Annotated in this window: 10 protein-coding genes, 1 pseudogene and 1 CRISPR repeat array; of the genes and pseudogenes, 1 reads left to right on the top strand and 10 read right to left on the bottom strand. The window is 34.3% G+C overall.

Translation table 11 applies throughout. The annotated features are described in order from the left end of the window. Positions 1–47: 47 nt before the first annotated feature. A CRISPR array of direct repeats spans positions 48–530; the repeat unit is 36 nt; unit sequence CTTTCCGAACCCTAATCCCTAATTAGGGATTGAAAC. Between the two features lie 251 nt (positions 531–781). From SAGCYANO_RS42100 to SAGCYANO_RS46980, 8 genes and pseudogenes are all read right to left on the bottom strand, one after another. Then, positions 782–1,570 (bottom strand): DUF3598 family protein, encoded by a 789-nt coding sequence (locus SAGCYANO_RS42100; RefSeq protein WP_202225443.1) that lies wholly within the window; start codon positions 1,568–1,570, stop codon positions 782–784. A gap of 393 nt (positions 1,571–1,963) precedes the next feature. Next, positions 1,964–2,449 (bottom strand): DUF2752 domain-containing protein, encoded by a 486-nt coding sequence (locus SAGCYANO_RS42095; RefSeq protein ID WP_202225442.1) that lies wholly within the window; start codon positions 2,447–2,449, stop codon positions 1,964–1,966. A 198-nt stretch (positions 2,450–2,647) separates the two neighbouring features. Then, on the bottom strand, positions 2,648–2,842 hold the full coding sequence (locus SAGCYANO_RS42085; RefSeq protein ID WP_202225440.1) for a hypothetical protein: 195 nt from the start codon (positions 2,840–2,842) through the stop codon (positions 2,648–2,650). A gap of 52 nt (positions 2,843–2,894) precedes the next feature. Then, positions 2,895–3,353, bottom strand: coding sequence for a DUF5684 domain-containing protein (locus SAGCYANO_RS42080; protein WP_202225439.1), 459 nt, complete (start codon positions 3,351–3,353; stop codon positions 2,895–2,897). A gap of 179 nt (positions 3,354–3,532) precedes the next feature. Next, positions 3,533–4,423 carry an alpha/beta hydrolase gene (locus SAGCYANO_RS42075; RefSeq protein ID WP_202225438.1) on the bottom strand — a complete coding sequence of 297 codons (891 nt, stop codon included), beginning with the start codon at positions 4,421–4,423 and terminating at the stop codon, positions 3,533–3,535. Between the two features lie 1,369 nt (positions 4,424–5,792). Further along, positions 5,793–6,218: an SMP-30/gluconolactonase/LRE family protein gene (locus SAGCYANO_RS42070; RefSeq protein ID WP_237397230.1), complete on the bottom strand. Its 426-nt coding sequence runs from the start codon at positions 6,216–6,218 to the stop codon at positions 5,793–5,795. 133 nt (positions 6,219–6,351) lie between these two features. Next, positions 6,352–6,567: pseudogene (locus SAGCYANO_RS46985) on the bottom strand (SMP-30/gluconolactonase/LRE family protein); the annotation flags it as partial. A gap of 72 nt (positions 6,568–6,639) precedes the next feature. Next, positions 6,640–6,930 (bottom strand): hypothetical protein, encoded by a 291-nt coding sequence (locus SAGCYANO_RS46980; RefSeq protein WP_237397226.1) that lies wholly within the window; start codon positions 6,928–6,930, stop codon positions 6,640–6,642. A 944-nt stretch (positions 6,931–7,874) separates the two neighbouring features. Here SAGCYANO_RS46980 and SAGCYANO_RS42060 point away from each other — a divergent pair. Beyond that, entirely contained in the window at positions 7,875–9,254 is a 1,380-nt protein-coding gene (locus SAGCYANO_RS42060; RefSeq protein WP_202225437.1) for an aminopeptidase P family protein, read from the top strand. Positions 9,255–10,059: 805 nt separating this feature from the next. Here the strand turns inward: SAGCYANO_RS42060 and SAGCYANO_RS42055 are convergent. Continuing rightward, the gene (locus tag SAGCYANO_RS42055) at positions 10,060–11,382 is read right to left on the bottom strand and encodes a pentapeptide repeat-containing protein (RefSeq protein ID WP_202225436.1); all 1,323 of its coding nucleotides are present in this window, start codon (positions 11,380–11,382) and stop codon (positions 10,060–10,062) included. 576 nt (positions 11,383–11,958) lie between these two features. Continuing rightward, positions 11,959–12,780: a pentapeptide repeat-containing protein gene (locus SAGCYANO_RS42050; RefSeq protein ID WP_237397225.1), complete on the bottom strand. Its 822-nt coding sequence runs from the start codon at positions 12,778–12,780 to the stop codon at positions 11,959–11,961. Positions 12,781–13,010: the final 230 nt, after the last annotated feature.

The following is a 13,010-nucleotide window of genomic DNA, read 5'->3' as shown; positions in this document are numbered from 1 at the left end:
TTGAAACCTGGATCATTAGCCTGCATCATCATCAGGAACGCTGATGCCTTTCCGAACCCTAATCCCTAATTAGGGATTGAAACAAGAACCCTGATTTCTTCTCCAACTGCTAAAAAGGCAGGGACTTTCCGAACCCTAATCCCTAATTAGGGATTGAAACATAAATAGAAACTCGTTGTTGCCACTGGATATGCTGGCTTTCCGAACCCTAATCCCTAATTAGGGATTGAAACAATAAAAGACTTGGACATTGGATTTTTCTCCATAAATACTTTCCGAACCCTAATCCCTAATTAGGGATTGAAACTACCCGGTTCGTAACTAAACTCATACACAGCGTCTTCCTTTCCGAACCCTAATCCCTAATTAGGGATTGAAACAGGGTAGCTTTATAAGCTTGGATAAGCTTTATTTGATATGCTTTCCGAACCCTAATCCCTAATTAGGGATTGAAACCTCAACAGCTTCCATGTATATTTTACCCAAACCCATTACTTTCCGAACCCTAATCCCTAATTAGGGATTGAAACAAAAATATCTACGTAAAAACATTTTGCTCCAGTAGAACTAGAGTCACCTGTAGGGTGCTGTTAGCGATAGCGTAACGCATCACACAACATCAAAAATTGTGCGTTACACTCCACTTCGTTCCGCTAACGCACCCTACTGGACTATTGACAACTATAATTTACTTCTTACTTCTTACTTCTTACTTTTGACTTTTGACTTTTGACTTTTGACTTATATTTTTATGGTACGTTTTGTCGTGCGGAATGTAGGTTTAATCTTTCCTGTCAAAAACTTCAGAAATTAACTGAATAAATTTGCCATCTTTATCATATTTAATAGTCATTCGTTTATACTTATTTTCTATCATCATCTTACCTACTACAAGTTCAAATTCTTCTCCTATGTTTACCTTTTCAGGAACATTAATAACTATACCATCAGGCAGAAAAAATGTTGGATTTTTACCTGCAGTTGGATCTAACTTAAGTTCTGTCAGTTCTGGTTCTTGAGAAATTTGTAAATCAGGAGTCATGGACTGTTTTTGCCCCACCCAATTTCCCGATATATTCTTTAATTCTGCTCCTGGTTTTTGGTCTGGATAACTATTAAGATGCTCGCGAATTTGTGTAAATCCTGCTAGTTCTCCATTCTCTCCATACATAGAAGCAACGCTAGTCCGAAAATTTTGATGCTGGAAAAATAATTCACAACCAAAAAGATTCCCTATTTTTAATTGTAGACACATCCAAGTTTTGGCTTCTTTACTGAAAGATAATGTCCTCATTGATTCAAATGCTGGATGAATGATTCCATCTGGTTTATTAACAATTTCTTTCTCAATTTGCCATTGTTTTTCTTCCGTACTACCATCAGCATAAGTATAACTATTATGGTGAGTAATTACTGTTTTATCCTGATTAGCTGAGAATTTTCTGATTCCTTGAAAAGATTTTATAACTTCTAATTCTGGAGAATATCTAGTCCAAATACCATACCAAGCTGTTCCTTCTGGGGTATGATTTCCGAATAGGTTAGTCCAATTTTGTTCTTGTAGATTCATTGCTAATTAATTGTTTTGTTTGACTAGAGAAATTATATCAAATAGCAAATTACTTCCGTTGAAATAATTTTTTTAATAAAGAATATTCAGTATTTAATAATTGATGAAACTTCTCCAATGTAATTAAGCTGAAGTAGTGGGAGCAGTGCCATAAGTCTCAGGAGCTAAGATTGCAATATCAACCTTCAACCATTACTATTCACGACTAATTAATACAGAAAAACCCATTTTCAAATATGGCAATAAAAAAAGGAGAGGCTTTAGACCAGGATTTTTCGGTAAAGTTTTTTAACCAGCTAAATTATTCGTAGCATTCTTTTTATATTTCATCTTCATTATTTCCCCATCTCCCCACATTCCACTCCTGGGAAGGGTTAGGGTGGGTCACTACACTTAACTAATAAACCCAAATAACCAATTTCCCAGGGTGGAATGAATCAAAAAATTATAAATTTCTCCAGTTTTCCACAACTGTTGTAGTCGTGTTCCATGATAACAAAATAAAACTAGAAAACAAAAAATCTGAAAATGATGATTTTGAATTAAAGGTACATAAAATGTGCGGATTTTTCGATTATTTATTAATTCCAAAACAATATGTAAAATTGCAATTACAAACGCAGCAAAAAATATAGGTCCAAATAAATGATAAGCGATCGCCTGACTCAAATCTCCTTGTGCAACTGCCATTAGGGAGCGGGTCAACCCCCATCCAGGGCAAGGAATACCTATATAACGTAACAGTGGACATCCTATAAATGGTATCTTCAGCCCAAAATTCAAAAAGTAACTACCAATAATAGGAAGAAGAGCGATCGCCAGATAAATATATCGCTGACATCGCTCTCTATCAGATAGGAATTCAGAAAACTTTTGCATTTCAACTTATTTATCAAAATAATTGGGTCTAAAACCCCGCCTTTTAAGGCGAAATATTTTTGGAGAGTTCCTCAAATCCTCTACTTCCCCTCCCCTCCACGGTCGGGGTTAGGGGTGGGTTGGGAGGGGTTAGGGGTGGGTTGGGAGGGGTTAGGGGTGGGTTAACTTCTGACTTCTGACTTCTAACTTCTGACTTCATTAACGACTACGCAATATATCCCAACCAAAACAACTGAGATAAATTACAATTGTTGCTGCTTGTTGAAACATAACTAATTCTACAGTTTTGAGTAAAAAATTAGTCTCCGATTGAGAGTAAGCAGCCATCGATCCCCCTGCCAGAATAGCAATAAGAATCAAAAAAATTACTTTCCTGTATTTAAGTTTGAGCATTATTCAAATTACTCCTGTAATTAATATTACTACTTCCTTTGTTGAAAAAACTTTAGGTAAATGCTGCATATCCAAATACTAATAAACTTCCTACTAACGGAATTAAGCATATCAACAGTAACCAGGGAGATTTATTCAACTTCTTAAAGATTCTCACCCAAGCCATAATTGATTTAATTGCAGCAATGATATTAATACATGGAATATAAGATAAAATTGTCCATAGTACAGGTTTTTCCTCATCAGCAGCTTTGAAAGTAATGTATGTACCTAAAATCGGAATCCAAGCAAACCAAGCATCTTCAACATTTAACTTTTGGAAAATCTTGTAACAGAAAAACGCCATTATTAAGTATCCCACAATAGAAACTAAGTTGATAGCAGTCATAAAACCATCAACCACAGCTGGGTCTATTTCTGCTGGTGGAGTTATTGTTTCCTGTGCAAAAAAAATTGGTAATATCATACCAACTGCTGAATTAGCTACTGAAAATTCACTCAGATATAACATTCGTCTTAATTGATTAAGGTTAACAACACTGCCTCAGTTTTTTCTGGTTTTTCCAGCCATTTTGGCAGTTAATTAGGTGGTAGTAGAAATTAATAGTAAAGAAATATTAATTGGGAATTGGGAGTTGCTAAAAATCCTCAACCTGGCCTCAACCATTATTATTCACGACCACCTAATTGTTAATCACCCCATAAATCATTTTTTATGAAAAAAGCTTCAATATTTTCATAAACTTTCAGATTTTGACTATAACTAAATCCTCCATGTCCACCTCCTGAAATAGTTAATAACTGATTCGGTACATTAGCTTGATTAAGTGCTTCGTGAAATTTCACAGCATGATTATATGGGACACTTAAGTCGGCATCGCCGTGAACAGTAAAAATTGGTGGGAGTTCAGAATGTACATAATTAATAGGAGAAACATCCTCGGCAATTTCCAAGCGATCGCTCTGGTTGCCCATCCACTCCAGAGCATAATCTTGAACATTCGGCCCCTCAAGTAAATCTTTGACATCTGTAATGCCATACCAATTGACTACCGCAGCTACTTTCAATTCCTCATCAGCAGAAGTAGGTAACATAGCAGTTGTCATAGCTAAATGGCCTCCAGCAGAATAGCCACTGATAATGATTTTTTCAGGATTGAAATTATACTTTTGGGCATTTTTTATCGTCCAACGTAAAGCAGACTGACAGTCTGTTACTGCTGCGGGTGCTAAGGACTCTGCTGCCAAACGATACCCCACATTCACAACAGAAAAACCCATTTTCAAATATGGCAATAAAAAAAATAGTTCGACTTCTTTTGGGCGGTCTACCCAACCACCACCGTGAATAAAAATAACTACTGGGTGAGGTTTGTTTTTGAGAGACTGGTAAATGTCTAATTTTAAATCGTAATTATTGACAGTCAAATATGTAATCTGTTTATGAATACGATAGTTGTTGAAAAATGCCACAATTTCAGCAGCAGGATTTGACAATACTTTCCAAGTAATTATTGGTAAAAAGTTATAGCCAAGAAATACTGCTTGATATGATGCTTTAGATAGATAATTATTTAACATCTTTGGAAAAGAGGGAGTAGGGACTATGGGGAAAATAATTGAGAATTTCTGTACTATGAATTGGTTTTATTTTTGATTATCGGAGAAGTCTATTTAACATTAATCTAGCTGTGAATATTTAACTTGTCTAAGGGGAGATATTCATTAATTGATAATGGATAATGAATAATCGATAATTACCTCTGGTTAAAACCGTTACGGAATTGAATATCAGGAAATCTGATTTCTTCTCTTGGTCGATTGGATATGGCGAGGAGACCTCGCCATCCCTCGACCGCTTTTTTCTCCTTAAAAGGAGAGGTGTTAAACCTAGATTCGATTAATTATCAATTATCCATTGGTAATCAAGCATAGCATTACTATTTATAAATGGTATAAATATAGCATTAATGCTTATGAATTGGTATTAGGCAACACAAGATTTTTACTTTTCTACTAGATATAGCAACTGCCAGGTTGGTGTTTGACAATTAGTGCGAGCATCTTGCTCGCATCATAAATCATCATAATTACCCGATATCCTAACTATAGTGGCGACTGCTATAACTAATTGCCTAGATAACTAAACGCCTTCTTCCTTCTTCAACCAGTTCTAATACCAATTCACTTAAAAAATGTCACAAGTAGTTGGTAACTGATGAAGTAAAATAATAAGCTGAAATTACTGTAGAGTAAAAGTTTTAAGTTCCATTAATATCACTTCTAACTTCTAACTTTTGACTTTTGACTTTAGTGAAAGAGTAAAAGTTTTAAGTTCCATTAATATCACTTCTAATTTTTGACTTTAGTGAAAGAGCAGAAGTTTTAAGTTCCATTAATATCACTTCTAATTTTTGAATTTAGTGAAAGAACAGAAGTTTTAAGTTCCATTAATATCACTTCTAATTTTTGACTTTAGTGAAAGAGCAGAAGTTTTAAGTTCCATTAATATCACTTCTAATTTTTGACTTTAGTGAAAGAGCAGAAGTTTTAAGTTCCATTAATATCACTTCTAATTTTTGACTTTAGTGAAAGAGCAGAAGTTTTAAGTTCCATTAATATCACTTCTAATTTTTGAATTTAGTGAAAGAGCAGAAGTTTTAAGTTCCATTAATATCACTTCTAATTTTTGACTTTAGTGAAAGAGCAGAAGTTTTAAGTTCCATTAATATCACTTCTAATTTTTGACTTTAGTGAAAGAGTAAAAGTTTTAAGTTCCATTAATATCACTTCTAATTTTTGACTTTAGTGAAAGAGTAAAAGTTTTAAGTTCCATTAATATCACTTCTAACTTCTAACTTTTGACTTTTGACTTTAGTGAAAGAGCAGAAGTTTTAAGTTCCATTAATATCACTTCTAACTTCTAACTTTTGACTTTTGACTTTTGACTTTAGTGAAACGGTCTAACTCCAGCAACATTAAGAGTAATTCGATAGAGACTTTTACTAGCTGTTAAATAAAGAGTTTTATAGTCATTATTTCCCCATGCTAAATTAGCAACTTTTTCTGGTACAGCAATAATTCCTAATAACTTTCCTGATGGAGAAAAAACCCAAACTCCTCCCGGTCCAGTACTATAAACATTTCCTTGCAAATCTACTTTCATTCCATCAGGTACACCTCGTTTATTTGAGTCTTTTAACTCAGCAAAAATCATGCCATTTTCTAGAGTTCCATCGGACTTAACATCAAAAACACGAATATGACCTTTTTCCGAATCATTAACATAAAGTTTAGTTTCATCAGGTGATAAAAGAATACCATTAGGACGAGTAAAATCATCAACTAATAAAGTTAACTTACCATCTGGTGCAATCTTATAAATACCATAAAAACCTAATTATTATTGTTATGATTTAATTCCATAAGGAGGGTTGTTCAACAATGAATAATGAATAATGAATAATGAATAATGAATAATTCCCTCTCCTTGAAAAGAAGAGGATTGACTAATAATGAAAATTTTTATTTATTATCCCCTTAAAAGGGGAGGCTTTAAACCACAATTTTTCGGTAAAATAAATACTGCCATCTGATTTGACAACTAAATCATTCGGACTATTCAGACGTTTACCGTTATATTCATCAGCAAGTGTAATTATTTTGCCATCTTTTTCAGTTCTCGACACCCGACGATTATTATGTTCGCCAGTAATTAATCTTCCTTGTAAATCTAATGTATTACCATTAGCATTCCCAGAAGGACGACGAAATACTTTGACTTCTTGATTAGGTTGTCATTGATAAATTGTATTTTCTGGAATATCACTAAATAGTAAAAAACCGTCAGGATGCCAGACAGGTCCCTCGATAAATTTGAAACCTTCTACTACTTTTTCTACTTGTGCATCTTCCCCAACAATATCCTGTAAATTTTCGACTGAGTTAGCTTCAGCTAATTGGAAATAATTATTTTGAGAGACAAGACTCTTATTATTTTTAGCTTCAGTTCTACTATCATTAAATATACTAACTACTGTTGTTAATAAGAAGATTGACGTAATCATTAAAATTTTTATAATTGACATTTTTTATTTCTAGTTGATTTTACTTTTGCTGTATTGACTAGGGGAAATATCAGAGAATAGACCTTTCCCAGTAATTAAGTATTATGGTAAATTTTTTACCGATAAATTGTGGGTATGCGCCTCCCCTTTTAAGGAGATAAAAAGTGGTCCTTAGCGCAGCTTCCCGTAGGGTGGGATGGCGAGGTTCGCCATATCCATGAGACCAAGAGAAAAGAGAATATTCCTTATGTCAAGCCTCCTTATTGCAGAGGTACTGATAACTGATAACTGATAACTGAAATGACCTGCTATAATAGTAAGTTAGAAAATTTTTCAAATTCTCTATCATTTGTGATACAAATCATCAAAAATCATACTGCAAAAAGGAAACTAGAAAATTTGGCCGAGAATTGACTTCTCTTTAATCCTAGAAACTATTTATTTATATCATTGTTGACTTTCTCTTAATTTCTTCTTCTTTCTTCCTTTTTAACCTGCTATAATAGTAAGTTAGAAAATTTTTCAAATTCTCTATCATTTGTGATACAAATCATCAAAAATCATACTGCAAAAAGGAAATTAGAAACTATTGATTTATATCCTTCTTCCTTCTTCCTTCTTACCGAAAAATTGTGGTTGAAGGCCTCCTATTTTAAGAGGATAAAAAGAAAAATTTTCCTTTGAGTTAATCCTCTTCTTTTAAAGGAGAGTTCATTAATGAATAATGAATAATTACTCCTCCCTAAAAGGTAGAGGATTGACCAATAAGGAAAAAATTTCTTCTCTTGGTCGATTGGATATGGCGAGGAAACCTCGCCATCCCTCGACCGCTTTTTTCCCTTGAAAGGGGAGGCTTTAAACCTGAATTATTTAATTATTTAATTATTAATTCTTCGGTAATTCTAAATTCTAAATTCTAAATTCTAAATTCTTGAATTCTTCCTTACTTTATATAAATAACTCCCATGCACATTCCTAACTTACAAACTTCTCTAGCAACAACACTCCGTAACCGACGACAAAAATTAGCAAAATTAATCAATTTTCCCGTCATACTTTGGTCAGGAAGTAGTAGTCCCCGTAACTTTCCAGCTAATACTTTTCCCTTCCGTCCTAGCAGTCATTTTCTCTATTTTGCCGGACTACCTATTAAAGATGCTGCTATACATTTAGATGAAGAAAAATTAGAACTATTTATGGATAATGCACCACCAAGTAGTCAACTTTGGCATGGAGAAATGCCCACCCGTGATCGCCTAGCTGAAATTATTGGTGCTGATGCTGCTTTTCCTATGCAAGAATTGAAATCTCGTGCCACTAATGCGGCGACTATTTCTGTGCAAAATTCTCCTACTCAAACTACACAATTTCAGACTTTAAATAGAGATATTTCTGCACCTAATAACCCTAAAGAAATTGATTTAGAATTAACAAAAGCTATTATCTCTTTAAGACTTAGCCATGATGCCACAGCTTTAACAGAAATAAAACAAGCAGTAGCAGTAACTGTAGAAGCTCATAAAGCTGGTATGGCAAGCACCAAAAATGCTAAATTCGAGTCTAATATCCGAGCCGCAATGGAGAGTATTATTATCTCCCATAATATGACTTGTGCTTACTCCAGTATTGTGACTGTACATGGAGAAATTTTGCACAATGGAGAATATCATCACCCCCTACAAACAGGAGATTTACTATTAGCAGATGTGGGAGCAGAAACAAGTTTAGGTTGGGCTAGTGATGTGACTCGAACTTGGCCTGTTTCTGGTAAATTTTCTCCCACTCAACGAGATATTTATGATGTAGTTTTAGCTGCCCATGATACTTGTATTGCTAAAGTTAAACCTGGTGTTGAATATTTAGATATTCATCTATTAGCAGCTCAAGTTATTGCAGAAGGATTAGTAAATTTAGGAATTTTAAAAGGTCAAGCAGAAGACTTAGTAGAAATGGATGCTCATGCCTTATTTTTTCCTCATGGAATCGGTCATATATTAGGTTTAGATGTTCACGATATGGAAGATTTGGGAGATTTAGCTGGATATGAAATAGGTAGGGAACGTAGTAGTCGTTTTGGTTTAGGTTTTCTACGATTAAATCGTCCATTAATTCCCGGAATGTTAGTCACAATTGAACCTGGTTTTTATCAAGTACCAGACATTTTAAATAACAAAGAAATGTGTCAAAAATATCAAAATATTGTTAATTGGGAAAAGCTAGAAAAATTTGATGATGTTCGAGGTATTAGAATTGAGGATGATGTTTTAGTAACTGCAAATGGTGCTGAAGTTTTGACTCAAGAATTGCCTAGCGATATTGATTCAATTGAAAATTTAGTCGGATAATTTTTTAGGTCATTTAAGAAGGAAAAAGGAAGAGGGAAGAAGGAAGAAGGAAGAAGGAAAAAGTGGATGAGTGCATCTCATATTTGCAAAAATACTTTTTTCCTATATATTTCCTATTCTCTATTCTCTATTCCCTGTTGCCTGTTGCCTGTTGCCTAAAAGATATAAATTTTTGCTTTATTCAACATTGAGATGCACCCCTTTACTTTTCTCCAATATTTGCTCTTTTTCTCCTTTCTTCCCTCCTGACTCCTGACTCCTGACTGCTCACAACAGTTATTTATAAGTCTTCAACCGAACATGATATTAAATTGATTTATTGTGGTAGTTCTCAAGGTGAATTTTTCGGAGTAACAAGACTAGGATAAAATAATAAATTACGATTAGTTATTAATAATGAATCGACGGATTTTTTCCGTCATGAATATGCTCTAGACAGTGCAGGTAATACTACAAATTTAGTTAGAAAAAGTTCTAGAAAAACAGAAAAATTTCCCTATTATTCCAACTAACTATTTGATTATAAGTAGAGCAAGCTAAAAAAAAGACTTTGCATTTTTAGTCAAAAAAACCCTAAAGGCAATAAATATAAACTTTTGAGCGAATTTACAATTTCATACATAGCGCCCAAAATTTACCATGTTCTACTTAGCGCTTTTCACATAGATAGGCTACAGTTAGTACGGAGAACACAAAAGCATTTTTCTACTCCCTACTCCCTACTCCCTACTCCCTACTCCCTACCCAAAAATAATTTTGTGGTCTACTTAAATAATGTAAATGCGATATATTTTTGAATTATACTTTAATCTTTATCCTGAAAAATAGCTCCACGTTTAACTAACTCCTGCTTCATTTCTTCAGTCATTCCTAAATTTTTACCAAATATAGCACCTTCTAATTCTGCACCTTCTAGGTTAATACCTCTTAAATCAGCTTTCAATAACTTAGTATTTTTCAAGTTAGCATCCATCAGATTTGCCATTTTTAATTTTGCATTTGATAATTCTGCATCACAAAGTTGAGCTTTTAGTAATTTAGCTTCATTTAATAAAGCTCCTGTTAAAATAGCATTAAATAATAAAGTATTGCTCAAGTTAGCACCTTGCATATTAGAATTAGACAAATTGGCTTTGATCAAGTTAACATCTCTCAGATTAGTATTAGTTAATTTACTATTGGAGAGATTAGTATTGCTGAAGTTAGCATATCTCAAATTAGCATATCTGAGGTTAGCATCTGCTAAATTAGCATTTCCTATATTAGCGCCTTTAAGGTTGGCATATTCAAGGTCAACATTATTTAAAGTTCTACCATAAGCACCATGATTCACAATATCCCAAACAAGATACCACTTATCATCTAATTCTGTTGCATAATTAATTTTTACTCCCCTGAAATTAACATGATTTAAGTTAGCATTCATCAACTTTGCGTAATTAAGATTTGCATCACTTAAATTAGCACCTTCTAGATTAGCACCTTCTAGATTAGCACCCTCTAGATTAACTCGATTTAATTGACCTCTGACCAGGTTAATTTTAGATAAATTAGCACCTTTTAAATTAGAATCTCTTAGGTTAACATCTGTCAAATTAGCATGACTAAAATTAGCATTTGTGAGATTAGCATCGCTGATGTTTGCTTGATCAAGTTGAGCATAACTAAAATTAGCATCTGTGAGATTAGTATTTCTGAGATTAGTAAGAATTAAATCAGCCTGAGTAAGATTGGCTTGAATTAATTGTGCATCTGTAATTTCACTACGCCAAAGGTTAGCACTCTCTAGGTTAGCACCCTTGAGGTTAGCACCTCTCAAACTTACCCCTCTGAGGTCTGCACTCTTTAAATTAACATGATTAAGGTTGGCAAACCACATTATTGCCCCACTCAGATTAGCATGACTCAGATCGCTATGACTAAAATTAGCTCTTTTCAGGTTGGCACAAAGTAGATAAGCATCTTTAAGAATAGCTTTAGTGAAGTCAATATCATTTAGATCGCAAAGACTTAGGTCAGCACACTCAAGACTTATACCAGTAAAATTGTTAGTCAATTTTTGATTGTTAGTTTGAGCAGTATTATTAATTAGTTTCTGTAGTTTATCAAGTGATTTTTGATTAGCCATATAAAGTTATTCTTTAACACTATATTAATAGGATGTTATTTAAAGGCGATCGCTGGAATTATAGTGGTTTTCACTCATGTTGACTACAGAACTTCTGTCCTCTGTCTTTAAGGCAAAATCTCTGTATTCTATGTTAATGAAAACTGCTATAATTTAGTCAAGTATAATTGTGAATAATTACACTTTGACTAATATAATTATAACCTAGTAAACTTTCTCATGGCTAATTTTTACCATTTCATCTGTACTCTCAAAAATTACTAAAAAATTATCAGCTAGGATAAACAGAAGCATCTCAGAAAAAATACAAAATCAATAAGGTTGATAATTATTAATTAGATGATTTGGCGTTGGTGATTTGAGGTATGATATCATGTCCTGATAAGAGCGCTATAGAACTTCATTCCGCGCTCTGCGATGATGCTGACGCAACGCTTGGTGTTAACATTTGGAATAGTATTCCGACAGGAAAGTTGTGCGCCAGCAAACAAAAAACTTTCTCCTTCTACTCCTGTTTCTTCTTCTTTCTTCCCTCCTGACTCCTAAATAATAACGCCAATGATTTTTTCTCTGATTCTAATTATCCTCAAAAAATGCTCCACGAGTAATTAAATCTTGCTTCATTTCATCAGATAAACCAGAATCATGCCATAACCTAGCATTCTCTACTTTTGTATTCTGAAAATTAGCTCCTGTTAAATTTGTTAATGCTAATCCAGCTTGACTTAGATCGGCATTAGTTAAATTAGTATTACTCAAATCTGCATCACTTAAATTTGCATTACTCAAATTTGCCTCACTCAAATTTGCCCCACTCAAATTTGCCCCACTCAAATTAGCTAAAGCTAGACTAACACGGTGCAAGTTTGCCTCACTTAGATCGGCATTACTTAACAATGCTCCACTCAAATCTGCTCCTCCTAAATTCACTTTACCAAGATTAGCTTCACTCAAATCTGCATCACTTAAATCTGCACCCCGTAGATAAGCTCCATACAAATTTGTACCACTCAAATCAACACCACATAAATTAACTCCTAATAACTTAGCTCCTGCAAAATCTAAAGCAGGATTTATACCAGCGATATTTGCTAACTCCAGTAAATTTTCTGTCTCAGCTTCAACCACACTCTTAATTATCATTCTAAACTCTGAAAAATCACAACCTGCAGAAGTTGCAGATAATATCAAAGTTTGTAATTCCTCTGAAGATTTGTATTGCAACGACTCAGAAGTTAAATTAGAGTTAAATTTTTGCGATCGCAACCAAAGCACCAATTTTCTTTCTAACACAGCGAGTCGGTTGGGGCTAATATTATGAGGCCATAATCCTTCAATAGCAGTCATAGAATCTACAATTTTCTCAGCTATATTTTTAATTGTTATAGCAGTTTTCACTCTTAAGAGTCAGAATTCAGGAGTGGAGGAGTAGGGGAGTGGGGAAGTAGGGGAGTAGGGGAGTGGGGGAGTGGGGGAGTGGGGAGTAGGGGAGTGGCTCACAGGGATTATGGCACGGATACAGGGATAGGTCAGGGAGTAGGGGAGTAGGGGAGTAGGGGAGTAGGGGAGTGGGGGAGTAGGGGAGTGGCTCACAGGGATTATGGCACGGATACATGGATACGGAAGTC

This window comes from Okeania sp. KiyG1 (assembly GCF_014132355.1).
Lineage (GTDB): Bacteria > Cyanobacteriota > Cyanobacteriia > Cyanobacteriales > Microcoleaceae > Okeania.
Note: the sequence above shows the minus strand (reverse complement) of the source record. Positions and strands in the feature narration are given on the sequence as shown.